This is a genomic window from Herbaspirillum lusitanum P6-12, assembly GCF_000256565.1.
In the GTDB taxonomy this organism is placed as follows: domain Bacteria; phylum Pseudomonadota; class Gammaproteobacteria; order Burkholderiales; family Burkholderiaceae_D; genus Herbaspirillum; species Herbaspirillum lusitanum.
In genome coordinates this window covers 1-20,301 of record NZ_AJHH01000528.1, presented here as the reverse complement: position 1 = coordinate 20,301, position 20,301 = coordinate 1, and the positions used below count along the sequence as shown (strand labels likewise).

Sequence of the window (20,301 nt, the reverse complement as noted above, 5' to 3'; positions counted from 1 at the left end):
CACGCTTTTTTGCGCAGCAAGCTTGCGCTTTTTCATGTCTGCGGATTTTTTTCAATTGACTTAGAATGGTCACGCCAGCACCATTCCTGCTTTCCCTCCGCATCATTCTCATGTTCCACCTTATCGGGCCGCGTCGTCTATGAGTGCGCTTTATTCGATTGCTGAAATTCGCCGGATCGAACATGCCGCCAAGGCGGAACTGCCCTCCTACACGCTGATGCAACGCGCCGGCGAAGCCTGCGCACGCCGGGCGCTGAGCCTCGTAGCCGGTGACGACGACGTGCATGTCCTTATCCTCGCGGGTCCCGGCAACAACGGCGGCGATGCGCTGGAAGCGGCACACTATTTATCCCAATTTGAACTGCACGTCGCGGTCGCCCTGCACGCCGACGAAAGCAAGCAACCCGACGATGCCCGCAAGGCGCTGCAACGCGCGCGCGAATCCGAGGTGGAATTTCTTGACATCGCCGACGCCGAGCATCTGACGCAAACACGCTGGACACTGGTCATCGACGGCCTGTTCGGCATCGGCCAGACGCGCCCGATCGCCGGCAAGCTGCGCGCTTGCGTCGACTACGTCAATTCGCTGCGCTGCCCGATACTGTCCATCGACATCGCCAGCGGCCTGAGCGCCGACACCGGCGCCATCGTCGGCGGCGCCGGCTGCGTTGCGGTACGCGCCACGCATACCCTCAGCTTCATCGGCGACAAGCCTGGCCTGCACACCTGCGATGGCAGCGACCACAGCGGCCAGATCGTGGTCGATACGCTGGAGATCGCCGCCGAGCGTTTCTTGCCCACGCGGGCTTTCCTCAATGGGCCGCAGAGCTTTGCCACGGCCCTCAAGCCACGCGCCAACAACAGCCACAAGGGCAGCTATGGCGACGTCATCGTGGTGGGCGGGGCGCGCGGCATGGCCGGCGCGCCGGTGCTGGCGGCCCGTACGGCGGCCTTCGGCGGGGCCGGACGCGTCTATGTGGCCTTTGTCGACGATGGCCTGGCCTATGACGACAAGCACCCCGAACTGATGTTCCGGCTGGCCGACCGGGTCGAATTCGCCGCCAGCGCGGCGCTGGTGGTCGGCCCCGGCATGGGCACCTCGCGCCATGCGCATGACATCCTGGCGCGCGCCCTGGACAGCGAAGCCGAGATCGTGGTCGATGCCGACGCCCTGAACCTGATCTCGGCCGAACCCGCCCTGCAGCACAAGCTGCACCGGCGCAGCCAGGCTGGCGCGGCGGCCAAGACCATCATCACCCCGCATCCCCTGGAAGCGGCGCGCCTGCTCGACGCCACCACCGCCGAAATCCAAAATGATCGACCGGCCGCCGCGCGGCTGCTGGCACGGCATTTCAAGAGCATCGCCATCCTCAAGGGCGCCGGCACCGTCATCGCATTCCCTGATGGCGACATCGTCATCAACACCACCGGCAATCCGGCGCTGTCCACTGCGGGCACCGGCGACGTCTTGTCCGGCCTGTGCGGCGCGTTGCTGGCGCAAGGCTGGCCGGCGACGCAGGCGGCGCTGGCTGCCGTGTGGCTGCACGGCAAGGCGGCCGATCAATTGGTCGACCTCGGCATCGGTCCGGTCGGCCTGACTGCCAGCGAAGTCATTCCAGCCGTGCGCACCCTCCTCAATCAAATCATCCGAGACCATGCCCGCTAACATTGCTTCACATCCGAGACTTTGGTTGGGCATCATCTTTCTGATTTCGGCGTTGTGGACGCTGTCGCTGCTGGATACCGCAGGCAAGTTGCTCGGCATGGCCGGCTATCACGTGGTGATGATTGCGTGGATGCGCTACTCCATCAATACCGTCTTCATGGCGGCCACGCTGATGCCGCTGTACAAGCGCCGCCACGGCCGCAGCATCCTGCATTCGACCCGGCCGCGCCTGCAGGTCTTGCGTGCGCTGGCGTTGCTGCTGTCGACGCTGATTTTCTTTTCGGTGCTGAAGATCGTGCCGCTGGCCGAAGGCACCGCGATGAATTTCTGCGCGCCGCTGATCGTGCTGGCAGTGTCGCCGTGGCTGCTGGGTGAAACCACCTATATCTCGCGCTGGGTCGCCGTGGCGGTGGGATTCGCCGGCATGCTGATCGTGATCCGTCCGGGCGGCGACATCCCGGCGCATGGCGTGGTGCTGGGACTGCTGTCGGCGGCGACCTATGCGACCGTGTCCATCCTCAATCGCAAGGCCAACCAGGCCGACGATCCGATGGTGACGCTGTTCTACGGCGGTCTGGTGGGAATGGTGGTCAGCAGCCTGATGGTGCCGTTTTTCTGGTCGCCGCATACGCCCGATGCGACCGAATGGATGATTCTTGCATCGACCGGCATCACCAGCACGATCGGCCATTTCTTCATGAACAGCGCCTACCGGCATGCCGAAGCGTCAGTGCTGACGCCGTTCGCCTACAGCCAGATCATCTCGGCCAGTGCCATGGGCTGGCTGGTGTTCAACCAGTTCCCCGACGCCGTCACCATCCTCGGCATCGCGATCATCTGCGCCAGCGGCATGGGCATCGCGTATGTCGAACATCGACGCGCGCATCCGCTGCGGGCGGCTGCGGAAACAACTGCTTAGGCTTCGACCAGCCGCCCTGCCGCAATCGTGATCGTCTGCGCGCAGCGTGCGGCAATCGACGGATCGTGCGTGACCAGCACAAGCGTCGAGCCGCGTTCCTTGTTCAACTCGAACATCAACCGGATCACCGCTTCACCGGTGGTGGCATCGAGGCTGCCGGTCGGTTCGTCGGCCAGCAGCAGAGGCGGCTCGGTGACAAAGGCGCGCGCCAGCGCCACGCGTTGCTGCTCGCCGCCGGACAGGTATTTGGGATAGTGCTTGAGGCGGCTGCCCAGCCCGACGCGCGCCAGCATGCGTTCGGCCTTGCCGCGCGCATCGGCGTCGCCGCGCAGCTCCAGCGGCAGCATGACGTTTTCGACCGCGTTGAGATGGCCGAGCAGCTGGAACGACTGGAACACGAATCCGAGCTTGTGCTTGCGCAGCGCCGCGCGGCCATCTTCGTCGAGCGCAAAGATGTCGACGCCGTCGATCCTGACGGTGCCGTCGGAAGGCGTATCCAGCCCTGCCAGCAATCCCAGCAGCGTCGACTTGCCCGAACCGGAGGCGCCGACAATGGCCAGCGTGGTTCCGGCCTGCACGTTAAAATTGACGTCGCGTAAAATCGCCAGCTCGCCGGCCTTGCTGACGGCAGTCGCCTCGGCGGCGGCATCGGCGACGCGCTTGGACAGATTGACGACTTCGATGGCGGAAGTGTTGGCAATGGCGGAACTTGAAGACACAGAGGAATCAGGCATGCAATCGAATGGAAGATGGATGAAGGCGACAAGAAGACATGATGTGCGCTGGCGCCGCCTGTTGGCCGCGCTGCTGGCGATGCCCCTGCTGATGTTCGCAGCGAGCGCCTATTCTGCACCAAAAACCCTGCTTGTGCTCGGCGACAGCCTCTCCGCCGAATACGGCCTGACGCGCGGCAGCGGCTGGGTGGCGCTGCTCGACAAACGTCTGCAGCAGGAAAAGATCAGCACCGGCATCATCAACGCCAGCATCAGCGGCGAAACCACCATCGGCGGCAAGACCCGCCTGCCGGCCCTGCTGAGCAAACATGCGCCCGACGTCGTGATCATTGAGCTGGGGGCCAACGACGCGCTGCGCGGCTTGCAACTGAGCGCCACCCAAGCCAACCTGCAGGCGCTGATCGACATGGCGCGCGCGGCCAAGGCCAAGGTGGTGCTGGTGGGAATGCAGATTCCGCCGAACTACGGCGCCGACTACACCAACAAGTTCTCGCAGTTGTTCCCTGCCGCTGCGAAGCGGAACAAGACCGCGCTGGTGCCGTTCTTCCTCAAGGACGTGGCCGACAAGCCGGCGCTGTTCCAGGCCGACCGCATGCATCCCAACGAGCAGGCGCAGCAGACCTTGCTGGACAACGTCTGGCCGGCGCTCCAGCCTTTGCTCAAATAGTCACGGGGATTTGCTTGACCGGCGCGTGCAGATCAAGAAAGCGACGCAGCAGCGCCGCCGATTGCGGCGTCTCGCATACCTGGGCGCACATGGCGGCGGTATCGATGCCGCACTTGCCGTAGACCTCGGTGTAATACGCCAGGTGGGCCCTGACGAACTCGCCGGTGAACTCCGGATGGAACTGCGCTGAAAAGATGTTCGGCGCCAATCGCAGCATGTGATGCGGATCCATCGTCGAGCTGGCCAGCACGGTTGCACCCGGCGGCGGCTCCAGCACCACTTGCGAATGCAGCATGTGGGCTTCAAAACTATCGGGAATCTCCTGCAGCAGATGCTCATCTGCCGCGACCGCATGCCGCCTCACCGCCATGGTGCCGGCCACGCGTCCGGCCGGGTTGTACCCGACCTTGCCGCCAAATGCGTGCGACAACAATTGATGTCCATAGCAGACACCGAACATCGGCAGTCCATGTTCGGCCGCGCGGCGCAACCAGGCGGCCGTGCGCTCGCTCCAATCGACCAGGTCGGTGACCATGGTCGGCGAACCGGTAATCAGCACCGCGCGGTATTGCTCCGGCTCGCGCAGGAACTGGCCCTGGAACACGGAGACGATCTCGGTTTCGTCGTCGGCCAGCCCGGCCGCTTTTTGCAACTGGACCGCATAGCTGCCATAGGACTGGCGCAACTCGTCGATGGGATCGCCGGTGTGGATGATGAGGACCGGGGCGATCGACTGGGCTGAAGCTGAATCAGGCACTGCGGCTGACACTGAGGCTGGCATGGGACGCGGCTTCAAGGACGGGTGAGCATTCATTGTACGTTCAGGCGCAGCGCGCCGAAGCTGCAAAAAAGGCCGCATAAGCGGCCTTTTTTGTTTGATGCACGTGATTTACGCAGTTTCAGCTTACTTGACGGCGTCGGCCGGCTTGCCGTCGCTTGCACCGACTGTCTCGCCGCCCTTCAGGATCTTGGTCTTGGCCTTTTCCTTCAGGTAGTTAATGTACGACAGCATTTCCTGCTCGGCCAGCGTATTGGCGATCTGGTCCTGCTCGGTCTTGCGGCGGGCCGCGTCAGGCGTGGCCGGTTGCGCCACCTTGGTGATGCGGAACACGCTGTAGCCCTGGCCCGGCACTTCGACGCCGGTGTATGCCGGCAGCTTGGCGGTATCGGCCTTCATGACGGCCAGGAAGGCATCCTGGTTCCAGCCCTGGGTCTTCACGCGCGAAGCCACTTTGGCTTCGCCGAAACCGGCGGCGTCATCCTTGGACTTCAGTTCCGCCAGCTTGGCTTCGCCTGCCTTCTTGGCCAAGGCCAGTTCTTCGGTTTGCGTCACGAGCTCGCGCACAATGGTCTTGACGTCGTCAAAGGCGCGCTTGGTGACCGGCTTGTACTCGACGATATGGCCGGCGATCAGCGTGGTCGGCGCGACCTGCACCGCTTCCGAATTGTGCTTGCCCTTGATGGTGTCGTCGGTGAACAGCGCCTTCAGGAACTTCGGATTGTTGTAGACCGTGTTCGGCGGCAGGGTCGGATTGGCCTGACGCGTCACGCCGGTGGCAGTTTCGATCTTCAGCTTGAGCTTGTCGGCCACCGGCTTGAGGCTGTCGCCCTGCTCGTAGACGGTATTGTTGAAGGTCTCGGCCAGTTCAGCGTACTTCTTGGCGGCCAGTTGCTTCTTGATCTCGGTGGAAATTTCGCTCTTCACTTCGTCCAGCGGCTTGACCGAGCCCGGCTTGATGCCGGTCAGCTGGATGATGTGGTAACCGTAGTCGGACTCGACCGGATCGCTGATTTCGCCTTGCTTGAGCTTGTAGGCCGCGTCTTCAAACGACTTGAGCATGGCGCCCTTGCCGAAGAAACCGAGGTCGCCGCCCTGGTCCTTGGAACCCGGATCCTGCGAATTGGCCTTGGCCAGCTTGGCGAAGTCGCCCGGCGTCTTGCGCAGTTGCGCCACCAGGCCGTCGGCCTTGGCCTTGACCGCAGCCTTGTCGGCGACGGACGCGCCCTTCTTCACTTCCAGCAGAATATGGCTGGCGCGGCGTTGTTCGTCGGTCGAGTATTGCTTGATGTTCTGGTCGTAGTAGGACTTGACGTCGGCATCAGACACGCTGACCTGAGCAGCCACGGCCGCGCTGTCGAGCACCACGTACTCGATCTTCGCCTGTTCCGGCACTTCGAACTTGCTGCCGTTCTTGTCGTAGTAAGCCTTGAGCATGTCGTCGGTCACCTTGACCTGGCCGGCAAAGGATGCCGCCTTGAACGACAATTCCTGCACGGTGCGTTCCTGGTCGTTCAGGTCGGACAGGCGCGCGGCGACTGTCTTCGGTGCAAACGCTGTGCCCTGCACGGCGGCGTTGATCTGTTGCAGCCCCATGTCGCGGCGCAGGCTGGCTTCATAACCCTTCGGGGTCAGGCCCTGGGCCGCCAGCAGGACGCGGTACTGGTCGCTGTCGAAGCTGCCGTCGGCCTTCAGCAGGCCGGGAATCTGCATGATGCTCTGCTGCAGCGTCAGGTCCGACACCGACAGCTTGTCGTTGACCACTTCAGCCGCCAGTGCACGCTGGGCGATCAGGTTTTCCAGTACGGCGCGGCGCGCTTCGGGCGTGTCGAACACCTTCGGATCGATCTGGCCGCCGGACATCTGGCGCATGCGCTCCAGTTGCTGGCGCTGCGCGGCGTCCCATTCTTCCTTGGTGATGGTCTGGCCGGCCACCTTGGCCACGGCATTGTCGCCGTCGGACAGACGGCTGTAGCCTTCCAGGCCGAAGAACGCGAAGGACGGGAAAATAAACAGCAGCAGCAGGAATTGCATCAGGCGCTGATGGTTACGGATAAATTCAAACATGGGTCAGCCGATCACGAAATCAGAAAGAAATCAGAAACAAGGACATCAAATGACATCAGTTACCACGCACTCGCCGTCCGGAAACCGGTCAGCCAGGACGCCTACAAGCAACAAGCACACAGGAACGCATAAGAAAAAAGGCGAACTCAATCAGGTTTTCCAGTACGGCGCGGCGCGCTTCGGGCGTGTCGAACACCTTCGGATCGATCTGGCCGCCGGACATCTGGCGCATGCGCTCCAGTTGCTGGCGCTGCGCGGCGTCCCATTCTTCCTTGGTGATGGTCTGGCCGGCCACCTTGGCCACGGCATTGTCGCCGTCGGACAGACGGCTGTAGCCTTCCAGGCCGAAGAACGCGAAGGACGGGAAAATAAACAGCAGCAGCAGGAATTGCATCAGGCGCTGATGGTTACGGATAAATTCAAACATGGGTCAGCCGATCACGAAATCAGAAAGAAATCAGAAACAAGGACATCAAATGACATCAGTTACCACGCACTCGCCGTCCGGAAACCGGTCAGCCAGGACGCCTACAAGCAACAAGCACACAGGAACGCATAAGAAAAAAGGCGAACACGTTCGCCTTGTAGCAATGCTAATGCTGGCGGAGCAAATTTCTCTGCTCTGGGAGATGCCGCCTTGGCAACAACACCCGCGCGTCATTATACACAGCCAGCCACGCCAAGTCACCGATGCTGCCGTCGGGAAACGCATTGAAAATGCTGATTTGGGCGGGTTCGCGCTATCATCCTGCGCTGAATCTTCTCAAGGCAAACAGGAATCGGTCATGACAAAGCTGGAAGAAATCGTCAAACGGCAAAAACAAGGCGCAAAATTCGTGCTCTCGTTTCAGATGCTGGGCATGGATGTAGAGACTTTCGATACGGTCGCGCAGACCTGGCTCGAGCACGGCGGCCCCGGCTTCGAGGCTGCCGGGGTACCGTTCCGCAAGGTGATCGACGGCGAATTCCTGATCGCCCGCCTGACCGTGGTCAAGACCGCCGACGACTGAACGCGCGCGGATTATTCGTACTTGCGTGCGTCCTCGATGACCTTGCCGTCATTGGGCAAACTTCCCGGCGCCGCGAACAGCACATCTCCCCTCAGCTTGGTCACGTCGCGCACGCTGTCGGCAATCGCCGCCGCTTGCGCCACCGCACTTTCCATGTCCTGGGTTTCGCAATGCAGCGTCATGCTGTCGTTGGCCATTTCGCCGCTGACCACCAGCCTCGCCTTGAGGATCAGCCCATGGCGGCGCGTGATCTCCGCCACCTGCGAAGGATGCACGAACATGCCGCGCACCTTGGTGGTCTGGTCGGCACGCCCCATCCAGCCCTTGATGCGCGTGTTGGTGCGGCCGCATGGCGAGACGCCGTCCAGCGTAGCGGTCAGGTCGCCGGTGCCGAAACGGATCAGCGGATAGTCGGGATTGAACGACGTCACCACCACTTCGCCGACCTCGCCCGGCCGGACCGGGTCGCCGGTGCCTGGGCGGACGATCTCGAGGATCAGGTCTTCGTCGAGGACCATGCCGGGATTGACCTTGCCCTCGCTGATCGACTCGTAAGCGATGTTGCCGATGTCGGCCGAGGCGTACAGCTGCAACACGTTCGGCACGCCATTGTCGTGGAACCAGCTGCGCAGCGACGGCGGCAGCGCCTCGGCGCTGACCAGCGCACGTTGCAGGCTGTCGAGCGCGACACCCATTTCCTGCGCCTTTTCGATGATGATCTTGAGGAAGGACGGCGTGCCGACGTAGGCGTCCGGACGCAGCGACGCCATGGTTTGCACCTGCAATTCGGTCTGGCCGATGCCCGACGGAATCACCGCACAGCCGAGCTTGGCCGCTGCGCCTTCAGCCATGAAAGCCGCCGGCGTGAAATGGTAGGAAAAACAGTTCTGGATGATATGCCCGGCACGCAGCCCCAGCGCGCGCATCGGCCGCTCGAAGCGCCACCAATCCTGGCTGTGTCCTTCCGGATCGAAGATCGGACCCGGCGACACGAACAGACGGCGCAGCTGGCGATGCGGCGCCACCAGGCCGGGCAAGGCGGACATGAGTGCGGCCTCGCGTTGGTGCGAATCGCGTTGTTCCAGGGGATCGAGAATGTCGGACATGAATTTACCGTATGCGTGGACTGAGGAAGAGTTGCATCAAGCCAGCCAGCGCTTGCGCCTACGATAGAACTTCATGTCGCGGAAATTCTTGCGCCCCGCCGCCGAGACGCCGAGATAGAACTCCTTGACGTCTTCGTTGCTGGCGAGATCGTTGGCAGCGCCTTCCATCACCACCCTGCCGTTCTCCAGGATGTAGCCGAAATCGGCATAGCGCAGCGCCACCATGGTGTTTTGCTCGGCCAGCAGGAAGGACACGTTTTCCTTGGTGTTGAGGTCTTTGACGATCTCGAAAATCTCTTCCACGATCTGCGGCGCCAGACCCATCGACGGTTCGTCGAGCAGGATCATCGACGGCTTGGCCATCATGGCGCGGCCGATCGCGGTCATCTGCTGCTCGCCGCCGGAGGTGTAGCCCGACTGCGACTTGCGGCGCACCTTCAGGCGCGGGAAATAGTCGTAGATTTTTTCCAGTTCCCGCTTCACCTCGGCGTTGCTGATGTTGCGAGTATAGGCGCCGGTCAGCAGGTTTTCTTCGATCGTCAGATGGCCGAAGCAATGCCGGCCTTCCATCACCTGGATCACGCCGCGCTTGACCAGGTCGTTGGGCGTAAGCCGGTCGACACGCTCGCCTTTGAATTCGATGCTGCCTTTGGTGACGTCGCCGCGTTCGGCCCCCAGCAGATTGGAAATCGCCTTGAGCGTGGTGCTTTTGCCGGCGCCGTTGGCGCCCAGCAGCGCCACGATCTTGCCTTCCGGCACCGCCAGCGAGACACCCTTGAGGACCAGGATCACGTGGTCGTAGATGACTTCTATGTTGTTGATGTTGAGTGCTGTACCCATGCTTGCTCCGGCTTGACTGCCTTGTTCGGACTTGCTGTTCGGATTTTTCCCAAAAAAGCGTCGGCGAATTTGGCATGTCCTGCGACACACTTCAACGCGCCGACGCCAAGGCCTGTGTTTTATTTCATGCAGGCAGGGGTAATACCCTTTTCTTTCGCGTACTTCGCTGCCGACGCCTTGAACAGCGGATGGATCAGGTTCTTGTTGCCTTCGATCCAGTCCGAGACCAGCACCCACTTGCTGCCGTCCCATTGCTGGATCTTGACCTTGCCCGAACCTTCGTGGTTGTCGCAGGAAGTCTTGATCTCAGGCAGCAGGCCGGTGGCGCCCAGCTGTTGCAGGCGCGCATTGGTGATGTTGAGGTTTTCCAGGCCCCAGCGCACGTCTTCGCCGCTCATGACCTTCTTGCCGAACTTGCCTTGTGCAGTCCGCACGGCTTCCACCGTGGCGATGGCTGCCGAGACGCCGCGGTTGTACAGGATCGAGCCGATCTTGGCCTTGTCCTGCAGGTTGCCCTTGCCGGCGCCGTAGACCACTTTCTCGATGTCGGCAATCAGCGGCACGCCCTTGCCGGCCACGTTCCAGGTCGCGCTCATGTAACCCTTGGCGGCGTCGCCTGCAGGAATCGTGTCTTCTTCAGAGCCGGCCCACCACGAACCGATGATCTTGTCGCGTGCAAAGCCGACCTTTTGCGCCGCCTTCAGCGCGGTCTGGTTCATCACGCCCCAGCCCCAGAAGATCACGTAATCGGGATTCTCCTGGCGGATCTTCAGCCATTGCGCACCCTGTTCGTTGCCCGGATGGGCCACGGGAATCTGCACGACCTTGAACTTGCCCAGCGTGGCTTCGGCTTCCAGCGCCACGATAGGCTCCTTGCCGTAGGCCGAATCGTGATACAGGAACACGATCTTCTTGCCGGCCAGCGAGCCGCCGTTCTTGGTCGTGAGGAACTTGACGATCGCCGACACCTGCATCTGGTACGTCGTCACCAGCGGGAATGCGTAGGGGAACACCGAGCCGTCCACCGCATCGGTGCGGCCGTAGCCCATCATCAGCAGCGGCACCTTGTCTTCCACGCTCTTGTCGATCAGCGCGTAGGAAATACCGGTCGCCATCGAGTTGATCGCGGTGCCCTTGGTCACCGGATTCTTGTTCTTCATGCGCTCATAGCACTCGACGCCCTTGGCGTTGTTGTATTCGGTTTCGCATTCTTCCCAGGACAGCTTGACGCCGTTGACGCCGCCTTCCTTGAGATTGACGTAGTTCAGGTAGTCGACGTAGCCGCCGTAGTACGACTGGCCGTTGGTGCCGTACGGGCCGACGCGATAGCTCGGAATCGCAATGAACTGGTCGCTGGCCTGGGCCATCGCCGGCAGTGCGGGAGCCAACAGGCTTGCAGCGACGGTCGCGGCAAGTACAAGCTGTTTGATATTTTTCATACGTGTCTCCTTGAGTTTTATTACCCATGTGCGTACCTCATTTTTACTTCTGGGCACGCATCGTTTTACTTCTGAAAAACAGTAGCTATCAATGCGGGAACGGCCACAGGCGCAGCTTCTCCTTGGTGATCTGCCACAGGCGCGCCAGTCCGTGCGGCTCGACAATCAGGAAGAAAATGATCAGCCCGCCGAACAGCATGAGCTGGATGTGCGACACCGTCGCATTGGTGAACGGCAGGTGCAGCAGCGACGCCAGCGGCGGCAGCACGTTATCGAGGAAGATCGGCAGCAGCAGGATGAACGCCGAGCCGAGGAAGGCGCCGAGGATGCTGCCGACGCCGCCGATGATGATCATGAACAGGATGCGGAACGACAGGTCCAGCGAGAAGCCGTCCGGCTCCACCGAACCGAGGTAGCAAAACGCATACAGCGCGCCCGCCACGCCGCAGAAGAACGAGCTCACCGCAAACGCCAGCAGCTTGGTGCGCATCAGCTGGATGCCGATCACTTCGGCCGCCACGTCCATGTCGCGCACCGCCATCCAGGCGCGGCCGGTCGAGGAACGCACCAGGTTCTTGGCCAGCATCGCCATCACGCAGACGATGCCGAGCACGAACAGGTATTTCTTGACCGGCGAGTTGATGGCGATGCCGAAGAAGTCGATCTTCTGCGTGCTGATCACACCGGACGAACTGTTGTTGGAGAACCAGGAAAACTTGGTCAGCGCCCACACCACGAAGAACTGCGCCGCCAGCGTCGCCACCGCCAGATAAAAACCCTTGATGCGCAGCGACGGCAAACCGAACACGATCCCCACCAGCGCCGCACAACCGCCGGCCAGGATGAACGACAGCACGATGGGAATGCCTTCGATGCGCAGCTGGAAGTTGTAGGCCGCATAAGCGCCCACTGCCATGAAGGCCGCCGAACCCAGCGACAGCTGACCGGCGTAACCGGTCAGGATATTCAGCCCCAGTGCCGCCAGTGCGAACACCAGGAAGGGAATCAGGATCGCCGAAAACCAGTATTCGCTGCCGATCAGAGGAATGCCGACGAAGGCGATCGCAAGCAGAATCGCCATGCCGATGCGATCCTGGCGGATCGGAAATATCTGGCTGTCGGCAATGTACGACGTCTTGAACTGCCCGGCCTCACGATAAAGCATAGTGTTTCTCCTGTGTCTCCATGCGGCGAAGCGCCAATGTGCTTCGTCCTTTATTTTTCATTGCCTTGTCCGGATCAGACCGGTCAGACCCGGTCAATATGCCGCTCGCCGAACAATCCCTCCGGACGCACCAGCAGGAACAGCAGCGCGAACACATACGGGAACCAGCCTTCGATGCCGCCGAAATTGCCGCCGAACAGATCCTGCAACACCGGCGGGATGTAAATCTCGGCCAGCTTCTCCGACGCGCCGATGATCAGCCCGCCGACGATCGCACCGGGAATCGAGGTGAAGCCGCCCAGGATCAGCACCGGCAAGGCCTTCAGCGCGGTCATCGTCAGCGCGAACTGCACGCCGTTGCGCGAGCCCCACAGCAAGCCGGCCACCAGCGCCACGAATCCGGCCACGCCCCACACCACCGCCCAGATGTGTTGCAGCGGAATGCCCAGCGACAAGGCCGCCTGGTGGTCGTCGGCAACGGCGCGCAAGGCGCGGCCGACCTTGGTTTTCTGGAAGAACAGCGCCAGCAGCGCCACCAGTCCGATCACCATGCCGGAGGCGAACAGGTCGAATTTGGAAATGCCGATGCCGATGCTGTCCATCACCGACATGATCGGCTCGTCGACGATGCCCAGTTCGATCGGACGCACTTCGCTGCCGAACAGCAAAGGGCCCAGGCCTTCGAGGAAAAATGCCAGCCCGATGGTGGCCATGAACAAGGTGATCGGCGGCTGATTGACCAGCTTGCGCAACACGAAGCGCTCGGTCGCCAGTCCTACCACGATCATCACCAGGAAGGCGCCGATGATGGCCGCCCACATCGGCATGCCCTTTTCCATCAGCCCGACCACCGCCAGCGCGGCGAAATACACCATCGCGCCCTGGGCGAAATTGAAAACGCCGGAGGCTTTGTAGATCAGCACGAAGCCGAGCGCCACCAGGGAATACATGAGGCCGGACAGCAATCCGCTCAGCGTCACTTCAAAGAAAAATTGCATCTGCGCTCTCCACTTGTTCTGCTTCTTTTGCTTCTTTTGCTTGTTTCCATCCTCAGCAACTTCAATGAGAAGTGCCGAGGTAAGCTTTGATGACTTCCGGATTGGCCATCACTTCGTCCGGTGTTCCGTCGCCGATCTTCTTGCCGTAGTCGAGCACCACCACGCGATCCGAGATGTCCATCACCACGCCCATGTCATGCTCGATCAGCACGATGGTGGTGCCGAACTGTTCGTTGACGTCAAGGATGAAGCGGCACATGTCCTGCTTCTCTTCCACGTTCATGCCGGCCATCGGCTCGTCCAGCAGCAGCATGCCCGGCTCGGCCGCCAGTGCACGCGCCAGTTCGACGCGTTTCTGCAAGCCGTATGGCAGACGGCCGACCGGGGTTTTGCGGATGTGCTGGATTTCAAGGAAGTCGATTACCTCTTCGACCTTGTGCCGATGCAGGACTTCTTCATTGCGGGCGCTGCCCCACCAGATCGCATTGGCGAGGAAGCTCGAATGCATCTTGGTGTTGCGCCCGGTCATGATGTTGTCGAGCACGGTCATGCCCTTGAACAAGGCGATGTTCTGGAAGGTGCGGGCGATGCCCTGGCGCGCCACTTTGCTCGGCTGCATGCTGTGGCGCTGTTCGCCGCGGAATACGATGGTGCCCTTCTGCGGATGGTAGACGCCGTTGATGACGTTGATCATCGAGCTCTTGCCGGCGCCGTTGGGGCCGATGATGGCGCGGATCTCATGTTCGCGCACGTTGAATGAAATGTCGGTCAGTGCCTTGACGCCGCCGAAGGACAGCGAGATGTTCTGCAAGTCGAGGATGACTTCGCCGATCTTGCGCACGCCGTCGTCGCCAGTCTCTCCTGCGTTGGCCTGTCGTTCCTGTTCCATCGGCTGCACTTCTTCCGTGATATGTCTTTTCATGGTGGTCATGCAGGCCTATGCCGCTTGGTTGAGGTTGGCGAAAGTCTTGACGTCGGCAATCCTGAGGTCAGCCGCGATCATGCCCTGGCGACCGTCTTCGAATTTCACCTGCGTCTCGATGTACTGCGACTGCTTGCCTTCGTACAGCGCCTCGATCAGCACCGCATATTTTTCGGCGATGAAACCGCGCCGCACCTTGCGTGTGCGCGTCAGCTCATCGTCGTCGGGATCCAGTTCCTTGTGCAGCACCAGGAAGCGATGCACCTGCGAGTCGGCCAGCAAGGGATCCTGCACCAGGTCGGCGTTGACCTTTTCCACGCAGTCGGCCACCAGCGCATACACGCTCTCATGCGCGGCCAGGTCGGTGTAGCCGCTGTAGGCAAGGTTGCGACGCTCGGCCCAGTTGCCGACGGCGTCCATGTCGATGTTGATGAAGGCCGTGCATTGCTCGCGCTGGTTGCCGAACACCACGGCTTCCTTGATGAAGGGGAAGAACTTCAGCTTGTTCTCGATGTACTTGGGCGCGAACATCGTGCCGCAGGCCATCTTGCCGACATCCTTGGCGCGGTCGATGATCTTCAGGTGGCCGTCGCTGTCGAAGAACCCTGCATCGCCGGTGTGGAAGTAGCCGTTTTCGTCGATCGCTTCGGCGGTGGCGTCGGGACGCTTGAAGTAGGACTTCATCAGTCCCGGTGAACGCACCAGCACTTCGCCGCTGGCGTCGATATGCACTTCGACGCCGCGCATCGGCCGGCCTACGGTGTCCAGCTTGACGTCGCCGGACGGCTGCATGCAGACCGTGACGCAGGTTTCGGTCATGCCGTACAACTGCTTGAGGTTGATTCCCAGTGAGCGGTAGAAGTCGAACAGGTCGGGACCGATCGCCTCGCCGCCGGTGTAGGCCACGCGGATGCGCGACATCCCCAGCACGTTCTTGAGCGGACCGTAGATGACCAGGTGGCCGATTGCGTACAGCAGGCGGTCGGCCAGCGAGACGTCCGGCTTCTTGTCGAGGATGCGCATGCCGACGCGGCGGGCGATACTCATGAAGCCATGGAACAGCTTGCGCTTGACCCAGCCGGCATCTTCGATGCGGATCATCACTTGCGTGAGGATGTTTTCATAGATGCGCGGCGGCGCGAAATAATAGGTCGGTCCGATTTCACGCAAGTCGGTCATGACCGTGCTTGGCGACTCCGGGCAATTGAGGCAGAAGCCGGCCACATGGGTCTGTGCGAACGAATACAGGAAGTCGCCCACCCAGGCCAGCGGCAGATAGCACAATACGTCGTCGCTCTCGTTCAACTGGTCGAAGTCGACCAGCGTCTGCGCCGTCGCGATCATGGCCGCATGCGAATGGCACACGCCCTTGGGCTTGCCGGTGGTGCCTGAGGTATACAGGATGATGGCGATGTCGTCGGTGTCCAGCGCGTTGACCTGATCCATGAAGAAGCTCGGATTGGCCTTGTCGTAGGCGCGCCCCAGTTCCTGCACGCTGGCGAAGGACGACAGCTCGGGCTGGCGGTAATTGCGCATGCCGCGTTCGTCGTCATAAATGATATGCGTGGGACGTTCGGTGCCGCTGGAAAAATTCAGCTTGATCTCGAAGACCTTGTCGACCTGTTCCTGGTCTTCGGCGACGACGAAATCGATCTCGGCGTCGTTGAGCACATACGACATGTCGGCTGCCGGCGCGTCCTGGTACAGCGGCACGGGCATGCCGCCCAGGCATTGCGTGGCCGACATCGCCCAATACAGGCGCGGGCAATTATTGCCGATGATCGCCAGGCTCATGCCGCGCTTGAAACCAAGCGCCGCCAGGCCGCAGGCGAATGCCCTCACTTCATCCGCCACCTGGGCCCACGTCGTGGTTTGCCAGATGCCGAGATCCTTTTCGCGGAACGCCGGACGATCCGGACGCGCCTGCGCATGCATCAGGAGCAGCTGCGGAAATGTCTGCGCTCCTGGACGTTGTGTTGTCTCCACCATCGTCCCACCTTTATTTATAAACGTCCGCTTGCCGGATAACGGTCTTGTGCCGGACGTTCCGGGTTCAGTGTGTCAAGTCAGTCTGAACCGACATGCTTACGTTGCACTTACTGCTCTTGTGCTGCGGCAAGTCAGGCGGTTGTGCGCTGCTTTTGTGCGATGATAGTAGTGTGAGTCGAGAGGCATGGTTGTCATCTCGCGGACAATTGCCGAACAATCGCCAAACTTTTGATATTGCAACGCATCATAATGATAGAGACATCGAAGACAACGATTCAAGACATGCTGGGCAAAAGCATCTGGGCGCGCGCGCTGACCAGCGAACAACTGGAGCGCGTGCAATCCGAAATATTCAGCCGCAAGATTCCGGCCGGCGGTTTCGTCTGCCATAAGGGTGATCCGGTTTCACACTGGATCGGCGTGCATGAAGGTCTGCTGAAAATGAGCAGCGTGTCGCCCGAAGGCAAGACCGTCTCGTTCGCCGGCATGGCCAACGGCGGCTGGCTCGGCGAAGGTTCCCTGCTCAAGGATGAGCCGCGCAAATACGATGTGGTGGCGCTGCGCGACAGCGAGTTGCTGTACATGCCCAAGGCGACGTATCTCTGGTTGCTCGACAACAGCATTCCGTTCAACCGTTTTCTGGTGACGCAACTCAACGAGCGCCTGGGTCTGTTCATCTCCCTGGTCGAATACGATCGCATGCTCGAACCCGATGCGCGCGTGGCGCGCTGCCTGGCGGCGCTGTTCAATCCCTACCTGAATCCCGGTATCGGACTGGAGCTGCAAATCTCGCAGGAAGAAGTCGGCAACCTTTCAGGCGCATCGCGCCAGCGTGCCAACCAGGCCTTGCAGGTATTGGAAAAAGCCGGCCTGCTCAAGGTCGATTACGGCAGCATCACCATCAACGACCTGGAAGGATTGCGGCAGTTTCCGGGCTGACATCACAGCGACCCAGCGGCCCGCCGGCAGATGGACGAAAAAAAGCGCGGCTCGGGCCGCGCTTCTGTTTTTGTGCTGCTTGCGGATAGTTGCGGATAGCTGCGGGTATTGGCAGATATCGCAGCACAGCGCAAGGCTGTGCTGGTGCTGCACTCACCTCCCCGCGCCCTCTTCGTTGCGCGCCGGACGGTTGCGGTTGCGCCAGTAGATGCCGGTATCGACCACGGTCCCCATGAATTCCTTGGGATCGGTGGACTTGACCACGTAACCATTGGCGCCCAGCTCATAGCTCTGGTTGATGTCGCGCTGGTCGTCCGAGGAGGAAAACATCACCACCGGAATATGCGCGGTGGCGGCATTGGATTTGATGATCTTGAGAAAATCGTGACCGCTCATCAGCGGCAGGTGCAGGTCAAGCAGGATCAGACGCGGATGCAGATCCTTGCGGGCGACAAAACCGTTGTCCGAAAACATGTAGTCCGCAGCCTCTTCGGCGTCGGCAAACCAGGTCATCTTGTCGGCCAGCTTCTTGCTGTCCAAAGCGATCCGAGTCAACTCGGCAACCTCCGGGCTGTCATCCACCAGCATGATATCCATTTGCTCCATGTCCTGATCACTTTCTTGCATTTTTTATTGCCTGAACACCATCAGTTTTCTGCGTCGGCTTATGACCAGCGCAGGCTGGAACGACGCAGACCCTACCGCCAAATTGCATTCGCGGTATCACGTCGGGTGAATTAATTATGGCATGATCGACAACGGAAGATATCAGGATATACCTTAGATTTCGCTTAAATTCAGCAATTAAATGAGGCTAATTATCGACTTTTGTTTCCTTTTTCATTTATCCGAGGTCGTCAGACCGGTACGAATGGCGTAACGCACCAGCCCGGGCACGTCGCGGATTTCCAGCCGCTCCATGAGCTGGGCCCGATGGGTTTCAATGGTCTTGGCGCTGACATTGAGGCGGTAGGCGATCTCCTTGGTGTTGTTGCCTTCGGCGATCAGTTGCAGGATCTCGCGCTGGCGCGGCGTCAAGACCTCCACCGGCATGCCGCCCTGCGCCACTTTCTTCATGTACAGATCGAGTGCATCCTTGGAGATGTGCGAATCCAGGTATTGCCGGCCCTGGATCACTTCGATCAGCGCCTTCTCCAGTTCGTAGGCGGCAGAATCCTTGAACAGATAGCCGTTGGCGCCGGCGTTCAGCGCCTGCATCACGTATTCCTCGCTGCCATACATCGACAGCATCAGGAACTTCGTGGCCGGATGGTCGGCGCGCAGGCGGCGCACCGCTTCCAGGCCGTTCATGCCCTTCATCGCGATATCCATGACGACCACATCAGGCCTGAGCTTTTCGGTGAGTTCGATGGCGGCGTTGCCGTCATCGGCCTCGCCCACCACTTCGATGCCGGGCATCGCCATGAGCAGCGATTTGATACCGCTGCGCACCAGCGCGTGATCGTCGGCCAGCACAATTCTTGTCAACATGTTCTATCCCCTTCGCATGACAGGTGTCACAGGTAATTGCAAAACGATCTCCACCCCCTCGCCGGGCGCGGAGGTGATGTCCATCGCGCCGCCCACCAGCACGGCGCGCTCCTCCATATTCAGCAAACCGAAACTGGTGCCGGCAATCGCATTGCTGCGCGCCTTTTCCAGGTCGAAGCCCTTGCCGTCGTCGCGAATGCTGACGTTGAGCTGATCCTGGCGCTGGCTGACCTTGACCCAGATGTTCTCAGCCTGGGCGTGGCGCAAGATATTGGTGACCGCTTCCTGCACGATGCGAAAGCAGGTGTTCTCAATGTCATGATGCAACTCCACCGTCAAAGGCGAACTCTCGAACCAGCCTTTCACATTGGCCAGGGTGGACTTGTTCTCCACGTACGAACGCAAGGTGGCGATCAATCCCAGGTTATCCAGCTGCGGCGGCCGCAGGTCCAGCGACAGGCTGCGCACTTGCGACAACACCGCGGCGACGATGTCGATGCCGTTCTGCAGCGACGGTCCTTCCAGCGAACCGGTCTTCTTGATGGTCTCCAGATTGATCTTGAGCGCCGTGAGCGACTGGCCGACGTCGTCGTGCAGGCCGCGCGCCAGATGCTGGCGCTCGCGCTCCTGCACCTCGATCACGCGGCTGGCCAGCATCTTCTGGCGTTGCATGGCTTGCTCGAGTTCCTTTTGCGAATTGACCCGCTCGGTCACGTCCATCGCCAGCCCGGCGGCCAGGATCTTGCCGTCGCTGCCGATGGGAAAACGCACCATGTCCATGATCTTGGGATTGTGGTCGGCGTCGAATACCGTTTCCTGCGTATGCATTTCGCGATTGCCGTCGAGCACCTTGCGGTCGTTGGACTGGGCGTTCTGCGCCGCCCCGCTAGACATGATGTCGAAGTCGCTCAGGCCGATCATGTCGCCCGGCGTCATGCCGAAAAACGCCGACTGCGCCGGGTTGACGTAGAGGTAGCGCAGGTCGGCATCCTTGATCCAGGCCGGCATTGGCGCGGCGCTCATGAAGGCGTAGAAACGCGCCTGCATTTCACGCAAGGCGCTGCTTGCGGCGCACCAGGGCGTCGCGCAATTCGCGCTCGACGGCGACCGGCAAACGGGCGATCGCGCTCTTGAGGAAGTAATCCTGTGCGCCCGCCTTCATGACCTCGACGGCGGTCTGCTCGCCGATGGCGCCCGAGACGATGATGAAGGGAATCTGGTCGTTCTGCCGCTTGACCAGTTCCAGCGCGTCAACGGCGCTGAACATGGGCATCGAATAATCGGAGATCACGATATCCCATTTGTCGCGCAGGGCCGCCTCCATGTCCGGCTCGGTGTCGACCCGTTGCCAGGTCGGCTCAAAGCCGCCGCGCTTGAGTTCGCGCACCATGAGGATCACGTCCTCTTCCATGTCTTCGACAAACAATACCCGGAGTGGAATACTCATATGCTCATGCTCGCTTCCCGCCCTTGTCGTTGTTAAGGCCGGCGCCCGCAGACGCCGGTCATGAATATCCTTCTGCCGCTACGGTTGCCGCTACTGCCCCTGCCGCGGCAGCGCGACCGCCCCC

19 protein-coding genes and 1 pseudogene are annotated in these 20,301 nt (G+C 61.0%); 5 read left to right on the top strand and 15 right to left on the bottom strand.

The window, feature by feature from the left end:
* Positions 1 to 139: 139 nt before the first annotated feature.
* A complete protein-coding gene (locus HLUSI_RS0117540; RefSeq protein ID WP_016835200.1) occupies positions 140 to 1,666 on the top strand; it encodes a bifunctional ADP-dependent NAD(P)H-hydrate dehydratase/NAD(P)H-hydrate epimerase in 1,527 nt (508 codons plus the stop codon).
* Positions 1,656 to 2,585: a DMT family transporter gene (locus HLUSI_RS0117535; RefSeq protein WP_050977736.1), complete on the top strand. Its 930-nt coding sequence runs from the start codon at positions 1,656 to 1,658 to the stop codon at positions 2,583 to 2,585. Before HLUSI_RS0117540 ends, HLUSI_RS0117535 begins: the two co-directional genes overlap by 11 nt.
* Here HLUSI_RS0117535 and HLUSI_RS0117530 read toward each other — a convergent pair.
* On the bottom strand, positions 2,582 to 3,319 hold the full coding sequence (locus HLUSI_RS0117530; protein WP_029363694.1) for an ABC transporter ATP-binding protein: 738 nt from the start codon (positions 3,317 to 3,319) through the stop codon (positions 2,582 to 2,584). The genes HLUSI_RS0117535 and HLUSI_RS0117530 overlap by 4 nt on opposite strands.
* On the opposite strand from HLUSI_RS0117530, the gene HLUSI_RS0117525 reads away from it, so the two are divergent.
* Complete coding sequence (locus HLUSI_RS0117525) at positions 3,318 to 3,986, top strand: arylesterase (protein ID WP_083830979.1); 669 nt, start codon at positions 3,318 to 3,320, stop codon at positions 3,984 to 3,986. The two genes, HLUSI_RS0117530 and HLUSI_RS0117525, sit on opposite strands and share 2 nt — an antisense overlap.
* On the opposite strand, the gene HLUSI_RS0117520 is transcribed toward HLUSI_RS0117525, so the two are convergent.
* The 3 genes and pseudogenes from HLUSI_RS0117520 to HLUSI_RS0117510 form a co-directional block, all read right to left on the bottom strand.
* Positions 3,979 to 4,767, bottom strand: coding sequence for a glutamine amidotransferase (locus HLUSI_RS0117520; protein WP_050977734.1), 789 nt, complete (start codon positions 4,765 to 4,767; stop codon positions 3,979 to 3,981). The genes HLUSI_RS0117525 and HLUSI_RS0117520 overlap by 8 nt on opposite strands.
* A gap of 123 nt (positions 4,768 to 4,890) precedes the next feature.
* Positions 4,891 to 6,831 carry a SurA N-terminal domain-containing protein gene (locus HLUSI_RS0117515; protein ID WP_016835195.1) on the bottom strand — a complete coding sequence of 647 codons (1,941 nt, stop codon included), beginning with the start codon at positions 6,829 to 6,831 and terminating at the stop codon, positions 4,891 to 4,893.
* 148 nt (positions 6,832 to 6,979) lie between these two features.
* A pseudogene (locus tag HLUSI_RS0117510) lies at positions 6,980 to 7,258 on the bottom strand (SurA N-terminal domain-containing protein); the annotation flags it as partial.
* Between the two features lie 49 nt (positions 7,259 to 7,307).
* Here HLUSI_RS0117510 and HLUSI_RS34980 point away from each other — a divergent pair.
* Complete coding sequence (locus HLUSI_RS34980; RefSeq protein WP_414087060.1) at positions 7,308 to 7,841, top strand: hypothetical protein; 534 nt, start codon at positions 7,308 to 7,310, stop codon at positions 7,839 to 7,841.
* An 11-nt stretch (positions 7,842 to 7,852) separates the two neighbouring features.
* On the opposite strand, the gene HLUSI_RS0117500 is transcribed toward HLUSI_RS34980, so the two are convergent.
* The 7 genes from HLUSI_RS0117500 to HLUSI_RS0117470 form a co-directional block, all read right to left on the bottom strand.
* Complete coding sequence (locus HLUSI_RS0117500; RefSeq protein ID WP_016835192.1) at positions 7,853 to 8,947, bottom strand: phenylacetate--CoA ligase family protein; 1,095 nt, start codon at positions 8,945 to 8,947, stop codon at positions 7,853 to 7,855.
* Positions 8,948 to 8,983: 36 nt separating this feature from the next.
* Positions 8,984 to 9,787: an ABC transporter ATP-binding protein gene (locus HLUSI_RS0117495; protein WP_016835191.1), complete on the bottom strand. Its 804-nt coding sequence runs from the start codon at positions 9,785 to 9,787 to the stop codon at positions 8,984 to 8,986.
* A gap of 119 nt (positions 9,788 to 9,906) precedes the next feature.
* Entirely contained in the window at positions 9,907 to 11,226 is a 1,320-nt protein-coding gene (locus HLUSI_RS0117490; protein ID WP_016835190.1) for an ABC transporter substrate-binding protein, read from the bottom strand.
* Between the two features lie 88 nt (positions 11,227 to 11,314).
* Positions 11,315 to 12,391, bottom strand: coding sequence for a branched-chain amino acid ABC transporter permease (locus HLUSI_RS0117485; RefSeq protein ID WP_016835189.1), 1,077 nt, complete (start codon positions 12,389 to 12,391; stop codon positions 11,315 to 11,317).
* Positions 12,392 to 12,474: 83 nt separating this feature from the next.
* Entirely contained in the window at positions 12,475 to 13,389 is a 915-nt protein-coding gene (locus HLUSI_RS0117480; protein ID WP_016835188.1) for a branched-chain amino acid ABC transporter permease, read from the bottom strand.
* Positions 13,390 to 13,450: 61 nt separating this feature from the next.
* Entirely contained in the window at positions 13,451 to 14,278 is an 828-nt protein-coding gene (locus tag HLUSI_RS0117475; RefSeq protein ID WP_085944048.1) for an ABC transporter ATP-binding protein, read from the bottom strand.
* Positions 14,279 to 14,326: 48 nt separating this feature from the next.
* Positions 14,327 to 16,300 (bottom strand): AMP-dependent synthetase/ligase, encoded by a 1,974-nt coding sequence (locus tag HLUSI_RS0117470; RefSeq protein WP_029363691.1) that lies wholly within the window; start codon positions 16,298 to 16,300, stop codon positions 14,327 to 14,329.
* Between the two features lie 282 nt (positions 16,301 to 16,582).
* Between HLUSI_RS0117470 and HLUSI_RS0117465 the strand changes: the two genes are divergently transcribed.
* Positions 16,583 to 17,239, top strand: coding sequence for a Crp/Fnr family transcriptional regulator (locus tag HLUSI_RS0117465; RefSeq protein ID WP_016835185.1), 657 nt, complete (start codon positions 16,583 to 16,585; stop codon positions 17,237 to 17,239).
* 153 nt (positions 17,240 to 17,392) lie between these two features.
* Here HLUSI_RS0117465 and HLUSI_RS0117460 read toward each other — a convergent pair whose 3' ends face one another.
* The 4 genes from HLUSI_RS0117460 to HLUSI_RS34295 all read right to left on the bottom strand — a co-directional run bounded on the left by HLUSI_RS0117460 (position 17,393) and on the right by HLUSI_RS34295 (position 20,177).
* Entirely contained in the window at positions 17,393 to 17,866 is a 474-nt protein-coding gene (locus tag HLUSI_RS0117460) for a response regulator (protein ID WP_016835184.1), read from the bottom strand.
* Positions 17,867 to 18,079: 213 nt separating this feature from the next.
* Positions 18,080 to 18,730: a response regulator gene (locus HLUSI_RS0117455; RefSeq protein ID WP_029363689.1), complete on the bottom strand. Its 651-nt coding sequence runs from the start codon at positions 18,728 to 18,730 to the stop codon at positions 18,080 to 18,082.
* A gap of 3 nt (positions 18,731 to 18,733) precedes the next feature.
* Positions 18,734 to 19,777, bottom strand: a complete 1,044-nt coding sequence (locus HLUSI_RS29300; RefSeq protein ID WP_238534030.1) for a sensor histidine kinase — start codon at positions 19,775 to 19,777, stop codon at positions 18,734 to 18,736.
* A 1-nt stretch (position 19,778) separates the two neighbouring features.
* Complete coding sequence (locus HLUSI_RS34295; RefSeq protein ID WP_238534029.1) at positions 19,779 to 20,177, bottom strand: response regulator; 399 nt, start codon at positions 20,175 to 20,177, stop codon at positions 19,779 to 19,781.
* Between the last annotated feature and the right edge of the window lie 124 nt (positions 20,178 to 20,301).

Excerpts from the sequence above, each read along its gene's own strand:
- HLUSI_RS0117535 (WP_050977736.1), top strand. The coding sequence starts at position 1,656 with ATGCCCGCTAACATTGCTTCACATCCGAGACTTTGGTTGGGCATCATC.
- HLUSI_RS0117455 (WP_029363689.1), bottom strand. The coding sequence starts at position 18,730 with ATGTTGACAAGAATTGTGCTGGCCGACGATCACGCGCTGGTGCGCAGC.
- HLUSI_RS0117515 (WP_016835195.1), bottom strand. The coding sequence starts at position 6,831 with ATGTTTGAATTTATCCGTAACCATCAGCGCCTGATGCAATTCCTGCTG.
- HLUSI_RS0117465 (WP_016835185.1), top strand. The coding sequence starts at position 16,583 with ATGCTGGGCAAAAGCATCTGGGCGCGCGCGCTGACCAGCGAACAACTG.
- HLUSI_RS0117460 (WP_016835184.1), bottom strand. The coding sequence starts at position 17,866 with ATGCAAGAAAGTGATCAGGACATGGAGCAAATGGATATCATGCTGGTG.
- HLUSI_RS0117485 (WP_016835189.1), bottom strand. The coding sequence starts at position 12,391 with ATGCTTTATCGTGAGGCCGGGCAGTTCAAGACGTCGTACATTGCCGAC.
- HLUSI_RS0117480 (WP_016835188.1), bottom strand. The coding sequence starts at position 13,389 with ATGCAATTTTTCTTTGAAGTGACGCTGAGCGGATTGCTGTCCGGCCTC.
- HLUSI_RS29300 (WP_238534030.1), bottom strand. The coding sequence starts at position 19,777 with ATGCAGGCGCGTTTCTACGCCTTCATGAGCGCCGCGCCAATGCCGGCC.
- HLUSI_RS0117520 (WP_050977734.1), bottom strand. The coding sequence starts at position 4,767 with ATGCCAGCCTCAGTGTCAGCCGCAGTGCCTGATTCAGCTTCAGCCCAG.
- HLUSI_RS0117490 (WP_016835190.1), bottom strand. The coding sequence starts at position 11,226 with ATGAAAAATATCAAACAGCTTGTACTTGCCGCGACCGTCGCTGCAAGC.
- HLUSI_RS0117530 (WP_029363694.1), bottom strand. The coding sequence starts at position 3,319 with ATGCCTGATTCCTCTGTGTCTTCAAGTTCCGCCATTGCCAACACTTCC.
- HLUSI_RS0117475 (WP_085944048.1), bottom strand. The coding sequence starts at position 14,278 with ATGGAACAGGAACGACAGGCCAACGCAGGAGAGACTGGCGACGACGGC.
- HLUSI_RS34295 (WP_238534029.1), bottom strand. The coding sequence starts at position 20,177 with ATGAGTATTCCACTCCGGGTATTGTTTGTCGAAGACATGGAAGAGGAC.
- HLUSI_RS34980 (WP_414087060.1), top strand. The coding sequence starts at position 7,308 with ATGACATCAGTTACCACGCACTCGCCGTCCGGAAACCGGTCAGCCAGG.
- HLUSI_RS0117470 (WP_029363691.1), bottom strand. The coding sequence starts at position 16,300 with ATGGTGGAGACAACACAACGTCCAGGAGCGCAGACATTTCCGCAGCTG.
- HLUSI_RS0117495 (WP_016835191.1), bottom strand. The coding sequence starts at position 9,787 with ATGGGTACAGCACTCAACATCAACAACATAGAAGTCATCTACGACCAC.
- HLUSI_RS0117500 (WP_016835192.1), bottom strand. The coding sequence starts at position 8,947 with ATGTCCGACATTCTCGATCCCCTGGAACAACGCGATTCGCACCAACGC.
- HLUSI_RS0117525 (WP_083830979.1), top strand. The coding sequence starts at position 3,318 with ATGCAATCGAATGGAAGATGGATGAAGGCGACAAGAAGACATGATGTG.
- HLUSI_RS0117540 (WP_016835200.1), top strand. The coding sequence starts at position 140 with ATGAGTGCGCTTTATTCGATTGCTGAAATTCGCCGGATCGAACATGCC.